Source organism: Streptomyces sp. NPDC094034, assembly GCF_040303865.1.
Taxonomy (GTDB): Bacteria; Actinomycetota; Actinomycetes; order Streptomycetales; family Streptomycetaceae; genus Streptomyces.
In genome coordinates, this window is record NZ_JBEOUD010000035.1 from 56,843 (window position 1) to 72,972 (window position 16,130).

The 16,130-nt window shown below is 71.0% G+C and carries 15 protein-coding genes; 4 read left to right on the plus strand and 11 right to left on the minus strand.

Features of this window, described 5'->3' with window-relative positions:
* Nucleotides 1-125 precede the first annotated feature (125 nt).
* From ABTZ59_RS26940 to ABTZ59_RS26965, 6 genes are all read right to left on the minus strand, one after another.
* A complete protein-coding gene (locus tag ABTZ59_RS26940) occupies nt 126-704 on the minus strand; it encodes a hypothetical protein (RefSeq protein WP_351417964.1) in 579 nt (192 codons plus the stop codon).
* The gene (locus ABTZ59_RS26945; RefSeq protein WP_351417973.1) at nt 701-1,876 is read right to left on the minus strand and encodes an ROK family glucokinase; all 1,176 of its coding nucleotides are present in this window, start codon (nt 1,874-1,876) and stop codon (nt 701-703) included. Before ABTZ59_RS26945 ends, ABTZ59_RS26940 begins: the two co-directional genes overlap by 4 nt.
* 234 nt (nt 1,877-2,110) lie before the next feature.
* The gene (locus tag ABTZ59_RS26950; RefSeq protein WP_351417984.1) at nt 2,111-3,040 is read right to left on the minus strand and encodes an ATP-binding cassette domain-containing protein; all 930 of its coding nucleotides are present in this window, start codon (nt 3,038-3,040) and stop codon (nt 2,111-2,113) included.
* On the minus strand, nt 3,037-4,104 hold the full coding sequence (locus ABTZ59_RS26955) for an ABC transporter permease (RefSeq protein WP_351417991.1): 1,068 nt from the start codon (nt 4,102-4,104) through the stop codon (nt 3,037-3,039). Before ABTZ59_RS26955 ends, ABTZ59_RS26950 begins: the two co-directional genes overlap by 4 nt.
* Nucleotides 4,101-5,117 carry a sugar ABC transporter substrate-binding protein gene (locus ABTZ59_RS26960; RefSeq protein WP_351417996.1) on the minus strand — a complete coding sequence of 339 codons (1,017 nt, stop codon included), beginning with the start codon at nt 5,115-5,117 and terminating at the stop codon, nt 4,101-4,103. The genes ABTZ59_RS26955 and ABTZ59_RS26960 overlap by 4 nt, the downstream gene beginning before the upstream one ends.
* A 311-nt stretch (nt 5,118-5,428) precedes the next feature.
* On the minus strand, nt 5,429-6,232 hold the full coding sequence (locus ABTZ59_RS26965) for a GntR family transcriptional regulator (RefSeq protein ID WP_351418003.1): 804 nt from the start codon (nt 6,230-6,232) through the stop codon (nt 5,429-5,431).
* 102 nt (nt 6,233-6,334) lie between these two features.
* Between ABTZ59_RS26965 and ABTZ59_RS26970 the strand changes: the two genes are divergently transcribed.
* The gene (locus ABTZ59_RS26970; protein ID WP_351418007.1) at nt 6,335-7,345 is read left to right on the plus strand and encodes a Gfo/Idh/MocA family protein; all 1,011 of its coding nucleotides are present in this window, start codon (nt 6,335-6,337) and stop codon (nt 7,343-7,345) included.
* A 90-nt stretch (nt 7,346-7,435) separates the two neighbouring features.
* Here the strand turns inward: ABTZ59_RS26970 and ABTZ59_RS26975 are convergent, their stop codons facing one another.
* From ABTZ59_RS26975 to allB, 4 genes are all read right to left on the minus strand, one after another.
* Nucleotides 7,436-8,125, minus strand: a complete 690-nt coding sequence (locus tag ABTZ59_RS26975; RefSeq protein WP_351418011.1) for a response regulator transcription factor — start codon at nt 8,123-8,125, stop codon at nt 7,436-7,438.
* On the minus strand, nt 8,122-9,345 hold the full coding sequence (locus ABTZ59_RS26980) for a sensor histidine kinase (protein ID WP_351418016.1): 1,224 nt from the start codon (nt 9,343-9,345) through the stop codon (nt 8,122-8,124). The genes ABTZ59_RS26975 and ABTZ59_RS26980 overlap by 4 nt, the downstream gene beginning before the upstream one ends.
* A 148-nt stretch (nt 9,346-9,493) precedes the next feature.
* On the minus strand, nt 9,494-10,606 hold the full coding sequence (alc, locus tag ABTZ59_RS26985) for an allantoicase (protein WP_351418170.1): 1,113 nt from the start codon (nt 10,604-10,606) through the stop codon (nt 9,494-9,496).
* The gene (gene allB / locus ABTZ59_RS26990; protein ID WP_351418020.1) at nt 10,603-11,937 is read right to left on the minus strand and encodes an allantoinase AllB; all 1,335 of its coding nucleotides are present in this window, start codon (nt 11,935-11,937) and stop codon (nt 10,603-10,605) included. Before allB ends, alc begins: the two co-directional genes overlap by 4 nt.
* Nucleotides 11,938-12,206: 269 nt before the next feature.
* Between allB and ABTZ59_RS26995 the strand changes: the two genes are divergently transcribed.
* Nucleotides 12,207-13,019: an IclR family transcriptional regulator gene (locus ABTZ59_RS26995; protein ID WP_351418027.1), complete on the plus strand. Its 813-nt coding sequence runs from the start codon at nt 12,207-12,209 to the stop codon at nt 13,017-13,019.
* Between the two features lie 18 nt (nt 13,020-13,037).
* On the opposite strand, the gene ABTZ59_RS27000 is transcribed toward ABTZ59_RS26995, so the two are convergent.
* A complete protein-coding gene (locus ABTZ59_RS27000) occupies nt 13,038-13,355 on the minus strand; it encodes a DUF5955 family protein (protein ID WP_249947709.1) in 318 nt (105 codons plus the stop codon).
* Between the two features lie 188 nt (nt 13,356-13,543).
* Here ABTZ59_RS27000 and ABTZ59_RS27005 point away from each other — a divergent pair, with 188 nt between their 5' ends.
* Nucleotides 13,544-14,173: a nucleotidyltransferase family protein gene (locus ABTZ59_RS27005; RefSeq protein ID WP_351418036.1), complete on the plus strand. Its 630-nt coding sequence runs from the start codon at nt 13,544-13,546 to the stop codon at nt 14,171-14,173.
* 212 nt (nt 14,174-14,385) lie between these two features.
* Nucleotides 14,386-16,017 (plus strand): malate synthase A, encoded by a 1,632-nt coding sequence (gene aceB, locus ABTZ59_RS27010; protein ID WP_351418039.1) that lies wholly within the window; start codon nt 14,386-14,388, stop codon nt 16,015-16,017.
* Nucleotides 16,018-16,130 lie beyond the last annotated feature (113 nt).

A 16,130-nucleotide genomic window follows, 5' to 3' on the forward strand; every position in this document is an offset into this window, starting at 1 on the left:
TCATCCCTCACGAGATCTCCTATGGCCGGTCCCGACCCAGGGGGTCTTGTCCCGGCCTGGGACCTCTTGTCCCGGCGGGTACGGATCACCCCGCGTGACGATGGAGCGGCTCGCCGTGGCGGCCGTCACGGGGTCGTGGTGGAGACCACGTACACCCTCGGGAAGCCGGGCTCCGTCAGGTCCACCACCACGTCCTGACTGGGCCGCGGGCTCTTCTGGTGGTGGCTGGTGCCCGCCCAGTCGTGGCCGGGGAGGTCGAAGTTCCAGCCGACCGTGCGGCGGTCGCGCGGCGTGATCGTGATGGCGCCGTCCTGGAGCGCGGAGCGGCTGGTGCCCATCTCGGTCAGGAATGTGTCGAGCCGTCCCGAGGTGATGTCGAACTGGACGTACAGCCTGCTGGTCTTCCAGTTGCTCGTCTCGAAGTAGCGCACCCGGGTGGCGCCCAGCGGTATCGGCACCTCGAAGATGCGGCGCTTCATCTTGGACGGGCGCAGCTGCTGGAGACCGGTGGCCGAGGACTCGGCCTCCTTGTTCCGGCCGCTGTCGCGGCTCTGCCCGGCCGAGATGACGAGGTAGCCGGCCGGGATGCCGATGAGCAGGACGATGACGATGGCCGTCAGCCAGCGGCGGCGGTTGCGGTGCCCGCGGTCCTCGGGCGGCTTGCCGCCCTCGTCGCGCACCGGCACGGGTAGCTCGATGGTCATGAGGGCGGTTCCTGGGTCGTACGGGGTTCCTGCGTCGGGCGGGCGGTGCGGATGGCCTGGGCGTATCTCTCGTACCGCTCGTGGCGCTCCACCCGGCGGCGATTGGCGCGGCGGAAGCGGCGGGCCACCAGCCGGGCGAGATCGGCGGCGCCGACCATGCCCGCCTCGGGGCCGAGCTGCGCCTTGGTGATCCGTGCCTCGGGGCGGTAGCCGCGGCCGGTGAGATGGCGGCGGAAGGCGTCACGGGCGGGGCCGATCAGCAGATCGTCGGCGGCGCTGACCCCGCCGCCGATGACGAAGCAGGACGGGTCGAGCGCGGCGGCGAGGTTGGCGATGCCGACCCCGAGCCACTGGCCGATGTCCTGGAACAGCTCGATGCACATGGCGTCGCCCTCGCGGGCGAGTTCGGTGATCAGCGGTCCCGTGATGTCATGGACGTTGCCCTTGACCCGGTCGATGATGTTGTACGCGACGGGCGAGTCGGCGGCGGCAAGCTCCCTGGCCTCCCGTACGAGGGCGTTGCCCGAGCTGTACTGCTCCCAGCAGCCGCGGTTGCCGCACGGGCAGCGGTGGCCGCCGGGCACGACCTGCATATGGCCGAACTCACCGGCGACGCCGAACTTGCCGCGCTTGACCCGGCCGTCCTCCAGGATGGCGCCGCCGATACCGGTGCCGAGCGTGATCATGACGAGATGGTCCTCGCCGCGCCCGGCGCCGAAGCGCCACTCCGCCCAGGCCGCGGCGTTGGCGTCGTTGTCGACCATCACGGGGACGGCGAGCCGTGAGGAGATCGCGTCCCTGAGGGGTTCGTCGCGCCAGGCGAGGTGCGGCGCGAACAGCACGCGGGACCGGTCGGCGTCGACCCAGCCGGCCGCGCCGATGCCGACGGCGTGCACATCGTGGCGGTCGGAGAGGTCGAGTACCAGCTCGACGATGGTGTCCTCGACGACCCGGGGGCTCTTGGACTTGTCCGGCGTCTCGGTCCTGAGCTTCTCCAGGATGTTGCCGTCCGGATCGACGACGCCGGCCATCACCTTCGTACCGCCGATGTCGATGCCGACGGTCGGGACCCGGGGCGCGGTGAGGAGGGAACGGCGCTCACGGGTGCCGGCGGTCCGCAGGACGGTGGCGCGGGCGGTGCCGCGGTGTGCGAAGTCGCGGTATGTGCTCATCGGCCGGGCTCCCCGGCCTCGTCCGTGGGCGCGAGCGGCTCCGGTTCGCCGTGCCGGGTGAGTGGGCGGCTGCGTACGCGCACGAGTCGTGTCGTCCCTGCGGGGTCGGGAGCCGCCGGGCCCGGACGGGCGGCGGCGGCGGACGGTGTCCGCCGTGCCAGATTGTGCCATCCGTGGCGGGTTGGTTGGCTGTGCGGCCCGGCGGGGGTCCGGCGGTGACGGTCGCCTCCGGGCTCAGTCCTCGCTCTCGGGGCCGTCACCGGGGCGTGCGGCGGGGTGGCCGCCGACAGGGGTGGGCGCGGGGGCGCGCTCCAGTTCATGACTCAGCTCCTCCAGCTCGGAACCGCCCGCCATCTGCCGCGTCAGCTCATCGAGAGTGATGGAGTCCTTGGTGTGGCTGCCGGCCATCACGCCCCGCTTGAGCAGGACGAAGCGGTCACCGACCAGATACGCGTGGTGCGGGTTGTGGGTGATGAGCACCACTCCGAGTCCCGCGTCACGTGCGGCTGCCACGTACTTGAGCACCACTCCGGACTGCTTCACCCCGAGCGCCGCGGTCGGCTCGTCCAGAACGAGGACCTTCGCGCCGAAGTAGACGGCCCGGGCGATGGCCACACACTGGCGCTCACCACCGGACAGCGTGCCGATGGGCTGGTCGACATCGCGCAGATCGATGCCCATCCGCAGCAGTTCGGCGCGGGTGGTCGCGCGCATCAGGGCGACATCGAGCCGTTTGAACGGGCCGGAGCCCTTGGTGGGCTCGGAGCCGAGGAAGAAGTTCCGCCAGACGGGCATCAGCGGTACGACGGCGAGGTCCTGGTACACGGTGGCGATCCCGCGGTCCAGGGCCTCGCGCGGGGAGGCGAGGGCGGTCTTCTCGCCCTCGATCAGGAAGTCGCCCGCGTCATGCCGGTGCAGCCCGGCGATGATCTTGATGAGGGTGGACTTGCCCGCGCCGTTGTCGCCCAGCACACAGCTGATCGCGCCCGCGTGGACCTCCAGCGAGACGCCTTCCAGGGCGCGGATATTGCCGTAGTACTTGCTGACGTTGTCGAGTTCGACCAGCGCGCCGCTCGTGGTGCCCGCCGAGGCGCGGTCCGTCGCTGTCCCGTGCGTCGTTGTCCCGTGCGTCGTTGTCCCGTCCGCCGTTGTGCCGTCCGTCATCGTGTCGCCTCCGCACGCTTGCGCACCCACGCGTTGAGCAGGGTGGCCAGAAGGAGCATCGCTCCGAGGAAGAACTTGAACCAGTCCGGGTTCCACTCCGCGTAGACGATGCCTTTGCTGGTCATGCCGAAGATGAACGCGCCGACCGCCGAGCCGATCGCGGAGCCGTAGCCGCCGGTGATCAGACAGCCGCCGATGACGGCCGCGATGATGTAGATCAGCTCGTTGCCGACGCCCTCGCCCGACTGGACGACATCGAACGAGAACAGCAGATGCTGGCCCGCGATCCAGGCGCAGAAGGCCACGCCCATGTACAGCGCGATCTTCGTCTTGAGGACCGGGACACCGACCGCGCGGGCGGCGTCGGCGTTGCCGCCCACCGCGAAGATCCAGTTGCCGAAGCGGGTACGCAGCAGGATCCAGGTGGCGAGCGCGACCAGACCGGCCCACCACAGGATGGTGACCTTCAGCTCGACACCGCCGAGGGTGAGCTGGGAGGCGAAGAGCTTCCTGGCGGAGGGGAAGCCCTCCATGTCGCCGATGCTCTTGGTCGAGACCGTGCCGCTGATCAGCTTCGTCAGTCCGAGATTGAGGCCGGTCAGCATCAGGAAGGTGCCCAGCGTGATGATGAAGCTCGGCAGCTTCGTACGGGTCAGCATGACGCCGTTGAAGACCCCGAAGGCCAGCGTGACCAGCAGCGACACCAGGACGCCGACCCATACGTTCGCGGTCATCTGGAAGCTGAACATCGACGAGACCAGCGCGGAGCTGGTCACCATCACACCGGCGGAGAGATCGAACTCGCCGCCGATCATCAGCAGCGCCACCGGGACGGCCATGATCCCGATCGTGGAGGCCGCGTACAGGACGGTGCCGAAGCTGGACAGCTGGAGGAACGAGTCCGCCACGAACGAGAAGAAGACGAAGACGGCGAGCGCGCCGACGACCGAGCCCAGTTCGGGCCGGCCGAGCAGCTTACGCAGCGGGGAGGCGTGCAGCAGCCGCTCGTCGGCGCCCGCGCTCCCGCCGGGGCGGTCGTCGACCGGTGGGGCGGTCGTGGTCATCGGGTGCCCCGCTTCGTGTACGCGGCGAGCGCGCCGGCGTCCTTCTCCGTGATGATCTGCGGGCCGGTCAGTACGGGGCGTCCGCCGCCGAGGACATCGGCGTTGTACCGGTAGAGCCAGAGCAGGTCCACGGCCTCGTACCCCTGGAGGTAGGGCTGCTGGTCGACGGCGAAGCCGAGCGCGCCGGAGGTGAGCGAGGAGGCGACCTTGGCGTTGAGGTCGAAGGTGTCGATCTCGGCCTGGCTGCCCGCGGACTCCTTGGCCTTGACGGCGGTGTCCGCGAAGGGGGCGCCGAGGGTGACGACGGCGTCGATGCTCTTGTCGGTCTGGAGCTTGGCCTCGATGGACGCCTGGACGTCGGGCATGTTCGTACCGTCGACATAGAGGTTCTGGAGCTGTCCGTCGAAGGTCTTCTTCGCTCCGGCGCAGCGCTGCTCATGGCCGACGTTGCCCTGCTCGTGGATGACGCAGAGGGCCTTCTTCCTGCCGCGCTTGTCCAGCTCGTCGCCGACGGCCTCGCCCGCGATGGTCTCGTCCTGGCCGATATGGCTGAGCGCGCCGAAGGACGCGGACTCCGCCGCGCCGGAGTTGACGGTGATCACCGGTATACCGGCCTTGACCGCCTTTTCCACGACGGCCTTCATGGCGTCGGGCTTGGCGAGCGTGACGATCAGTCCGTCGACCTTCTTGTCGATGTAGGACTGGACGAGCTGGGCCTGCTGCTGGCCCTCGTCGCTGTTGGCGTAGAGGAACTTGATGTTGTCCTTGGCCGCCGCCTGCTTGGCGCCGCTCTGCACGATGTCCCAGAAGGTGTCGCCGCTGCCCGAGTGGGTGACCATGGCCACGGTCCACTCGGGGGTGTCCACCGCGGCCCGCCCCTGGGCGGCCGCCTGCTTGGCCCGGTCCTCCGCGCGCTTGCCGCCGGTGCTGCTGCATCCCGCGAGAACCGAGGCCGCGAGTACCGCCGCCAGCACGGCGCTCGTCGCGCGTACTCCTGTCCGAACCCTTGCCACGACGCCGCGCCCTTCTTGCCGTACTCCTCGGTGCGGCCGGGGCCCGTTCGGTCCCGCCGCCGCCCAAGTATCGGTCATGCCCGCTCGGCGGCCGGTCGGCGGGTGCCGGGGCGGGTGCGCTGCCGGGCGAGCCGGGCCCGCTTCCCGCCCGCCGTTTCCGGTGGTTCGCGTCCTGCGAGGGGTTCGCGCCATGGATCCGCCTCCTGTCCCGGCCGCCCCGTTGCGGCTGGGGGGAGTTCTAGCCGGGCCTCCATGGAGGCGTCAATACTTTGTCCGTACATTCTTACGAAGCGACGAAGGCGTCGGGGCCGTCACGGGCGGACGAGCAGCTGGAACTCGAAGGAGTATCGCGAGGCGCGGTAGATGTGCGAGCCGAACTCCACGGCCCGTCCGGTGTCGTCGAACGTGGTCCGCTCCATGGTGAGCAGCGGGGCCCCCGCGGGCTCCCCGAGCCGCTCGGACTCCTCCTCGGTGGCGGCCCGCGCCCCGACCGTCTGCCGGGCGCTGTGCAGGGTGATCCCGGCGGAGCGCATCATCCGGTAGAGACCGGTCGTCTCCAGACGCGCGGTGTCGCACTCGAACAGCCCGATCGGCAGATGGTTGCGCAGATACGCCATCGGCTCGTCGTGCGCGTATCGCAGCCGTTCCACGAGCCGTACCTCCACGCCCTCCGCCACCCCCAGCGCGGCGGCGACCTCGGCCGTGGCCGGCACGACGGTGTTGCGCAGCACGCGGGTGGCCGGGCGCTGACCGGCCGCCTCCAGATCGTCGTAGAGGCTGCTCAACTCCAGCGGGCGCTTGACCTGGCTGTGTACGACCTGGGTGCCGACGCCCCGACGGCGCACCAGCAGCCCCTTGTCGACCAGGGACTGGATGGCCTGCCGGACAGTGGGCCGGGACAGTCCGAGCCGGCCCGCCAGCTCGATCTCATTGCCGAGCAGGCTCCCCGGCGCCAGTCCGCCCCGCTCGATGGCCGCCTCCAGCTGCTGCGCGAGCTGGAAGTAGAGCGGGACCGGGCTGGTGCGGTCGACGCTGAGCTGGAGCGGCGTGGCGTGATCCGTCTCCGGTCCGGGCGTGTCCTGTCCGGGCTGGGCTGATCTCGGCTGCTGGGGCACGGGGTGAGCGTAACCGCACGGCATGTTGACGGGAAGTCGATACGTTCGATTGTCAGGACAAACGCTTGACATGACGAGGGGCCCCCGGCCACCTTGGGGGCCATGCGCATCGGACTCATCGGAACCGGCCGTATCGGCACCTTTCACGCGGATGTACTCGGCCGCCATCGCGACGTCGGCTCGCTGGTGGTCGCGGACACCGACGCGGCCCGCGCGGCGCGGGTCGCCGAACGTACGGGAGCGACCGCCGCCCCCTCCGTCGACGAGGTCTTCTCCTCGGGCGTGGACGCCGTGGTGATCGCCTCGGCCACCTCCTCGCACGCCGATCTGATCAGCCGCGCCGCCCGGGCCGGGCTCCCCGCCTTCTGCGAGAAGCCGATCGCCCTGGACCTGCCGGGGACACTGGGCGCGCTGCGCGCGGTGGAGTCGGCGGGCACGGTGCTCCAACTGGGCTTCATGCGCCGCTTCGACGCGGGGTACGGCGCGGCGCGCGAGCTCGTACGGTCGGGCCGACTCGGCCGGCTGCACACCGTACGGGCGATCACCTCCGACCCGGCGCCGCCGCCCGCCGCGTATCTGCCGCTCTCCGGCGGCCTGTACCGCGACTGTCTGGTGCATGACTTCGACATCATGCGCTGGGTGACCGGACGCGAGGTGGTGGAGGTGTACGCGACGGGTTCGGACGCGGGTCCCGCCATGTTCCGCGAGGCCGGCGACGTGGACACCGCCGCCGCGGTCCTCACCCTGGACGACGGGACACTCGCGACCGCCACGGCCACCCGCTGCAACGGCGCGGGCTATGACGTACGGATGGAACTGGCGGGCGAACTGGACCAGTTCGCGGTCGGACTGGACGACCGTACGCCGATCACCTCGACCGAGCCGAAGGGCCCGCCGCCCTCCGACAACCCCTGGCCCGGCTTCCTGGAGCGGTTCGCACCGGCGTACGAGGCCGAGCTGGACGCGTTCCTCCAGGTCGTCTCCGGCGAGCTGGAGAACCCGTGCGACGGCCGGGAGGCGCTGCACGCACTGCGGATCGCGGAGGCGTGCGAGCGGTCCCGGCGCGAGCGACGCCCGGTGCCGCTGTCGGAGATCCCCGCCCAGGACGGCTGAGCGGGGAGCCCCCCGTCCCTACCGGCGCACCGGCGGCCCTCGCACCACGGAGGCCGGGGAGACCATGCCGGTTCGATCACCGCGATCGCATCAGCGTGGGTCGCCGTTCCGGGCGCCCTCCGCCTCCGTGGCCGGATCGGCGTCATGCACCAACAGGGCGATCTGAACGCGGTTGTTGAGGCCGAGTTTGGCCAGAATCCGGGAGACATGGGCCTTGACGGTGGGGACGCTCATATAGAGCCCGGCGGCGATCTCGGCGTTGGACTGGCCGCGGCCCACGGCGAGCGCGACCTCCCGCTCGCGCTCGGCGAGAGAGCCGAGCCGGTCCGACGCGGTGTCCCGCCGGGTGCCGGTGGCCGCTCCCGCCACATGGGTCATGAGCTGGCGGGTGACGGCCGGTGACAGCACCGGATCCCCAGCCGCCACCCGCCGCACGGCGGTGACGATCTCGGCGGGCGGGGTGTCCTTGAGAACGAATCCGGCCGCTCCCGCGCGCATCGCCCGCACCACCTGTTCATCCGCGTGGAACGTGGTCAGGATCAGCACCTCCGGGGCGCCCGGGCGGCGGCGCAGCGTCTCGGTGGCCGTCAGACCGTCCACGCCGGGCATCCGGATGTCCATCAGCACCACATCGGGCGCGGTCCGCTCGATCAGCGCCGGGACCTCGGCGCCGTCGGCGGCCTCCCCGACGATCTCGATGTCGTCGGCGCCGCCGAGCATGAACGTCAGTCCCGTGCGGACAAGGGGGTCGTCGTCGACGATGATCAGCCGGATACTCATGCGGCCCACGGTAGCCAAGCGCGGACGGCGAATCCGCCGTCGCCGGTGGCTCCGTGCTCGAACCGGCCGCCGGCCAGCAGCGCGCGCTCGGTCAGCCCGATCAGCCCCTGGCCGGAACCCGGCACCTTCGGGACCTCCCCCCGCGGCGCGTGGTTGCGCACCTCTACGGTGAGCCCGTCCCCCGGTCCCCCGGTCACCTCGACGGTGGCCTCCGTGCCCGGCGCGTGTTTACGGGCGTTGGTCAGGCCCTCCTGGGCGATGCGGTAGGCGGTACGGCCCGTGGCGGCCGGCACCGCCGACGGGTCATCGATCCGGCTGTCCAGAGTCACGCTCATGCCGGCCTCACGCGACTCGGCGACCAGCGCGTCCAGGGTGACCAGGGTGGGCTGCGGCCGGTCGCCCTCGTCACCGGGCGCCCGCAGCACCCCGATGATCATGCGCAGATCCTGGAGCGCGTCGTGCGCGCTGTCCCGGATCACCCCGGCGGCCCTGGCCACCTCGGGCGCCGGCGCGTCCGGCCGGTACTCCAGAGCGCCCGCGTGGACGCTGAGCAGCGTCAGCCGGTGCGCGAGCACATCGTGCATCTCCCGCGCGATGGCCTCCCGGGCGAGCCGCTGCGCCTGCTCGGCCCGCAGCTCGGCCTCGGCCTCCGCCCGCGTCGCCCGCTCGCGCAGCGCGACGACCAGCTGGCGCCTGGCCCGTACGAGCATGCCCCAGCCGGTGACCATCAGGATCAGCACGACGGTCGCGATGAGCCCGGTCGTCAGGGGCGTACTCGGATCGGGCCTGATCCAGGTTTGCAGGCACCCGGCCACCAGAGACAGCCCGGCGACAGGAGCGACATATTTGAACGGCCGGTGCACGGCCACGCAGAAGAGCGCCACGACCGTGGCCCCGCCGGTGACCGGGGCCACCGTGCTGACCACGGCGAGCACCAGCGCGAGCCCCACGGGCCAGCGGCGCCGCGTCCACAGCGCGCAGCAGGCCAGCACACCCACGATCGTGTCGACGAGGACGATGTTGTCCGAGTTACCGGCCTTCTCGCCGGCCTCCAGGGCGATCAGCCCGATGGCGGCCGCGATCAGAAACATCAGGGTGTCGATGATCCAGTCGCGCACGGTCCGCCGCGGCCGGGCTCTGCCGCGGTCGCCGGGCAGCTCGGGGCCTCGCGGGTCGATCATCTCCGAGGGGAGCAGCCAGGGATAGTCCGTGCGTGTCATATCGACAAAGTTACGCAGCGAGGGTGGGAGCCGGGTCCCTCGGCGGGGTGGAAGCTACCAAAGTCACCAGGACGTGGACGTTGGTCCGGCCGGCCACGACTCGTGGCGGTGCCGGTGTGTTTCACCCACCGCCGGATGCGCCCCGCGGCTACCGCTCCCCATACCGCGCCCGCAAACTCGCCGCGCCCCCCTCGGTCAACCCCCCGAACACCCGCAGCCGCGAGATCCCGCCGTCCGGAAAGATGTCCAGCCGCACATCCGTCGCCACCACCGCCGCCGTCGGCACGAACCGGTGGTTCGTGTCCGGCTGAAGCCTCGTCCGTGGCAGGAGCACCGTCCACGCCCCCGTCGACCCGTCCCGTACCGACAGCGTCGCCCACCCCGCCGCGTTGCCCTTCAGATACGCCGTGTCGATCTCGATCGCGCGGATCTCCGCCTGCTCCACCAGGCGGTAACAGATCCAGTCGTTCCCCCTGTCCCGGCGGCGCCGGGTCTCCCAGCCGTCGTCCATCGTGTGGGAGCGGCCCGGCCGGATGGTGTTCGTGGCGGGCGAGTAGAAGCGGTCGGAGGCGTCCTCCACCCGGCCGCCGTTCTCCAGTGCGACGAGATCGAACGTACCGAGGACACCGAGCCACGCCGGGTCGGGCGTGACCTCGCCGTGGACGCGGAGACGGGCGATCCCGCCGTCGGGATGCTGGTTCAGCCGCAGATGGGTGAAGCGCTGTGCCACGTCGACCGCGAAGCCGTTCGCGGCGTGGCCGCCGATGGCCGTACGGGGCACCAGGACCGTCCACTTCACGCCGTCGCCGAGCAGTTCCCCCGGTGACGGGGCGCCCGGCAGCGAGGTGGCCTCCACCGAGACCGCGCGGGGGTAGTTGCCGCGGAAGTGGGCGGTGTCGACGACGATCCCCCGGATCACCCCGGGCGCGCCGAGCCTGATCAGTGCCCAGTCGTGGTCCTCGTCGGTGGGGTGCGGCCGGTCGGCGTCGGTGCCGCGGCGGCGGCGGGTCTCCCAGCCGTCCATGATCTTGCCCTTGTGCCCGAACCGCTCCGGGTCGAACTCCGCCGCTCCGGGCTTCAGCAGGTTCTCGCGGTCGGCGAAGAACTCGTCGTTGGCGGCGATGACCCCGGCCCCGAGCCGGCGGTCGGCGAGATCGGCGAGTTGGGCGAAGGGGAAGTCGGTGGTGCGGTAGTCGGCGTACGGGTCGCCGCCGGGGTACGGGCGGGCGTCACCGGTGAACAGGGCTTCGGGCACGGTCAGTCGTTCCTTTCGAGCAGTCGGCCGATGGGTCGCGTGAACGCGCCGTCGTAGATCCGGGTGCCGCGCAGCCAGGTGGATCCGACCACGCCGTGGAGCGTCCTGCCCGCGTACGCCGTCACCTGATTGCGGTGGTGGAGGCGGGCCGGGTCGACGGTGAAGGTCTGGTCGGGCGCGAAGACCGTGAAATCGGCGTCGCGTCCCGCTTCGATGGCGCCCTTGCGGGTCAGTCCGGCGAGCGCGGCGGGGGCCGTGGACATCCAGCGGGCGACGTCCTCCAGCGGCAGGCCGCGTCGGCGGGCCTCGGTCCAGATCGCGGGCAGGCCCAGTTGGAGCGAGGAGATTCCGCCCCAGGCGGTCGCGAAGTCGGGGGTCTTGAGATCGGTGGTGCAGGGCGAGTGGTCGGAGACGACGCAGTCGATGGTGCCGTCGGTGAGGCCCTGCCAGAGCGCGTCCTGGTTCGCGGCCTCGCGGATCGGCGGGCAGCACTTGAACTCCGTCGCCCCGTCCGGGACTTCCTCGGCGGTGAGGGTCAGGAAGTGCGGACACGACTCGACGGTGACGCGTACGCCGTCCCGCTGGGCCTCGGCGATCAGCGGCAGCGCGTCGGCCGACGACAGATGCAGTACGTGGACCCGGGCGTCGAGCCGCCGGGCCTGGGTGATCAGGCTCCTGATCGCCGTGTTCTCGGCGGCGCGCGGCCGGGACGCCAGGAAGTCGGCGTAGCCGGGGCCGCTTCGGCGGGGCGCGGCCGCGAGTTCGTGGGGGTCCTCGGCGTGCACGATCAGCAGCCCGCCGAAGCCGGTGATCTCGGCGAGCGAGCGGCTGAGTTGTTCCTGGTCGAGTTCCGGGAACTCATCGACTCCGGAGGGCGACAGGAAGCTCTTGAAACCGAAGACCCCGGCGTCGTGGAGCGCGCGCAGGTCCGTGACGTTGTCCGGGACGGCGCCGCCCCAGAAGCCGACGTCGACATGGGCCTTCGTCCGGGCCACGTCGCGCTTGGTGCGCAGATGGGCGGCCGTGGTGGTGGGCGGCAGGGAGTTCAGCGGCATGTCGAGGAGCGTGGTGATCCCGCCGGCCGCCGCCGCGCGGGTGGCGGTCCAGAAGCCTTCCCAGGCGGTGCGCCCCGGGTCGTTCACATGGACGTGGGTGTCGACGAGGCCGGGGAGTACGGCGTCGTCCCCGACGTCCTCCAGCCGGGCGCCGGGCGGCACCTGCGCGTCGTACGGCACAACGGCCGCGATCCGTCCGTCGGCGACGGCGACCGAGGCCGCCCGCGCGCCCTCGGGGGTGATGACGCGCGTCGAGCGCAGTACCAGGCTCACATCGGACACAGGTGCCCCTCACTGAGCGAAATTCAACGAACTGTTGAAGGAGTCTTCACTCCGAACCCTGGCGAGTCAAGACCGGACCGAGCTTGATTGTTTCCACAGAGTGAAACTCTGATTTCGCCAGATAGAATGGACTCATCGCACACAATTGACCGCGGACACCGGACAGAAACGTCCTGACCGGCAGATACGCTCCACGATTGATCAGGTACCCGGTCACCCGGCCCGGTAGGCTGCTTGCCTGCCCCGCCCGCCTCGAAAGGACCGTTGACGTGCCGTCGTCCAGCGCCAGCACCACCGACGCCACCAAATCCGCCTCCGCCAGCGGCGGCGTCCAGTCCCTTGAGCGCGCCTTCGACCTGCTCGAACGAATGGCGGACGCGGGCGGCGAGGTCGGGCTCAGCGAGCTCTCGGCGAGCAGCGGGCTGCCGCTGCCGACCATCCACCGGCTGATGCGCACGCTGGTGGCCTGCGGCTATGTGCGCCAGCAGGCCAATCGCCGGTACGCGCTCGGCCCCCGGCTGATCCGGCTCGGCGAGTCGGCGTCACGGCTGCTCGGCACCTGGGCGCGGCCCTATCTGGCCCGGCTGGTCGAGGAGACCGGCGAGACGGCGAACATGGCGCTGCTCGACGGCGACGAGATCGTGTATGTCGCGCAGGTCCCCTCGAAGCACTCGATGCGGATGTTCACCGAGGTCGGCCGACGGGTGCTGCCGCACTCCACGGGCGTGGGCAAGGCGCTGCTCGCGCACACCTCGTCGGAGGAGGTCCGCGCGCTGCTGTCCCGTACGGGGATGCCGGCCGCCACCGAGAAGACGATCACGACACCCGACGGCTTCCTGGACGCTCTGGAGCAGGTGCGCCGAGTGGGGTACGCGGTCGACGACAACGAACAGGAGATCGGCGTCCGCTGCCTGGCGGTTCCGGTCCCCGACTCCCCCACGGCCGCGGCCATCTCCATCTCGGGTCCGGCGGGCCGGGTGACGGAGGAGGCCACACAGCGGATCGTCCCGGTGCTCCAGGAGGTCGCGCGCGATCTCTCCGAGGCGCTGGCGAACACGGCACAGGCCCAGCCGCACGTCTGAGCCCCCGGATGGGGCCGGTCAGGGGCGGCGGGGCGCGTCCCCGAAGAGGTCGACGGCTGCCCGTACCCCCATCAGTGCCTGCCCCAGCGCGCTGACCGAACCGATCGAGCCCACGATCAGCAGCAGCGAACGGCGCATACGGGACGCCTCGGGAGCACCGCTCGCCACCATCTCGGCGAGGGCGGCCAGCTCGTCCTCCGCGATGGCGCGGTCCCTGAACTCTGCCTGATAACCGGCCAGTTCACGTCTGAGCCGGGACACCGCGGCACGTAGCTCCGCGATCCTCGGGTCTTCGCCCTTCTCTGCCACCGGCGTCTGCCCCACGCTCCGCAACAAAGCTGTCCCCCTTGCCCCTCGCCCGCACACACCGCTGCGCCGGGCACGTTCCTGTACCGGTATATGCCAAAAGGCCGACTCCTCGGACGGTGGTCAAGCGCCAAGGTTCGCGGGCAAGTTAACGCCATTACGCGTGGTACGCGCCACTCCACGGACCCAAGTGGGACGGAATGAGGTACGCAGTACCCATGCCAGGCACACAGGACGAGATGAATCCGCCCGACCCGCCCCCTCCCGTGATCGCGGGACTGCTGCTCGCCGCGGGTGGCGGGCGCAGGCTCGGGGGCCGGCCCAAGGCGTTGCTGACGCATCGAGGGCGGCCCTTGGTCGAGCACGGCGCGCGGGCGCTGCGCGAAGGGGGCTGTGGACCGGTGCGTGTGGTGCTGGGGGCGGCGGCCGAGGAGGTACGGAGCCGGGCCGCGCTGCCGGGCGGCGAACTGGTCGACAATCCGCGGTGGGCCGAGGGCATGGGGTCCTCGCTGCGCGCGGGACTCGCCTCGCTGGCGGACACGGACGCGGCGGCGGTGGTCGTCCTGCTGGTGGACCAGCCGGGGATCGGCGCGGCGGCGGTGGCCCGGGTGGTGGGCGCGTACCGCACCCCGGATTCGCTCGTGGCGGCCTCGTACGACGGGACGCGCGGCCATCCCGTGCTGTTCGGCGCCCGCCGATGGGCGGAGATCGCGGCGGACGCGGAGGGCGATCGCGGGGCGCGCGCGTATCTGCGGGCGCATGAGAGCGAGATCGTGCGGGTGGAGTGCGGGGATGTCGCGCGGGCGTATGACATCGACACGGAGGAAGATCTGTCGCACCTTGAGTGAGGACGGTGGCACTCGGCGCCACGGTCGCTCGACCAGGAGAATCTCGATATCAACAAACCATTGAACTTCCACCATGAGGAAACTATTATCCACAGGTCAGAAGCGCCCGACCCCCCGCACGGCGCCCGCGACCGTACCCCCTGCCATGGCACTCCGTGCCGTCCCGGGCCGGCCGGCGGTCCCGGGCACCGCCCGTGAAGGAGTGACAGCTCATGTCCGCACCAGCGCCCTCCCCGCTGGCCGTCGTCGACGCCGAACCGCTGCCCCGCCAGGACGAAGTGCTCACCGACGCGGCCCTCACCTTCGTGGCGGAGCTGCACCGGCGTTTCACCCCGCGCCGTGACGAGCTTCTCGCCCGCCGCGCCGAGCGCCGCGCCGAGATCGCCCGTACCTCAAGCCTGGACTTCCTGCCGGAGACGGCGGCGATCCGCGCGGACGACAGCTGGCGGGTCGCTCCGTCACCGGCCGCGCTGGAGGACCGCCGAGTGGAGATCACCGGTCCCACCGACCGGAAGATGACCATCAACGCGCTCAACTCCGGTGCGCGGATCTGGCTCGCCGACTTCGAGGACGCCTCGGCCCCCACCTGGGAGAATGTGATTCTCGGTCAGCTCAATCTGAGCGACGCGTACCAGCGCCGTATCGACTTCACCGACCCGCGCTCCGGCAAGTCGTACGCCCTCAAGGACGCCGGTGAACTCGCGACCGTCGTGATGCGCCCGCGCGGCTGGCATCTGGCGGAGCGTCATCTCCAGCTGAACGGCGAACAGGTGCCCGGCGCGCTGGTCGACTTCGGGCTGTACTTCTTCCACAACGCCACACGCCTGATCGAGCTGGGCAAGGGCCCCTACTTCTACCTCCCGAAGACGGAATCGCATCTGGAGGCCCGCCTCTGGAACGATGTCTTCGTCTTCGCGCAGGACCGTCTGGGCATTGAACAGGGGACCATCCGCGCGACGGTGCTGATCGAGACGATCACCGCGGCGTACGAGATGGAGGAGATCCTCTACGAGCTGCGCGACCACGCCTCCGGGCTGAACGCGGGCCGCTGGGACTATCTCTTCTCGATCGTCAAGAACTTCCGTGACGGCGGCGCCAAGTTCGTCCTGCCGGACCGCAACGCGGTCACGATGACGGCGCCGTTCATGCGCGCGTACACCGAACTGCTCGTCCGCACCTGCCACAAGCGCGGCGCCCACGCGATCGGCGGCATGGCCGCCTTCATCCCGTCCCGGCACGACGCCGAGGTCAACAAGGTCGCCTTCGAGAAGGTCAAGGCCGACAAGGACCGCGAGGCGCACGACGGCTTCGACGGCTCCTGGGTCGCCCACCCCGATCTGGTCCCGATCGCGATGGCCTCCTTCGACGCGGTCCTCGGCGACCGCCCGAACCAGAAGGACCGGCTGCGCGAGGACGTCTCCGTCGCCGCGGGCGATCTGATCGCCATCGACTCGCTCGACGCGCGGCCCACGTACGAGGGCCTGCGCAACGCCGTCCAGGTCGGCATCCGCTATATCGAGGCGTGGCTGCGCGGCATGGGCGCGGTCGCGATCTTCCATCTGATGGAGGACGCCGCGACCGCGGAGATCTCGCGTTCGCAGATCTGGCAGTGGATCAACGCGGGCGTCGAGTTCGACCACGACGGCCACACCGTACGCGCCACCCCGGAACTGGCCAGGGGCCTCGCCGCCGACGAACTCGCCGCGATCCGCGCCGAGATCGGCGAGGAGGCCTTCACCGCCGGCCGCTGGCAGCAGGCCCATGATCTGCTGCTGACGGTCGCGCTGGACGACGACTACGCGGACTTCCTCACGCTCCCGGCGTACGAGCAGCTGCGCGGCTGACGCCTCCCCGGGCGGGAACCGCCCCCGGTGCCCCGCACGGCGCCGGGGGCTTTCGCGTGCCCGACGCCCCCGGTCCCGGTCGCGCTGCCGGTATAGGTGCCGGTGCCGGTCGC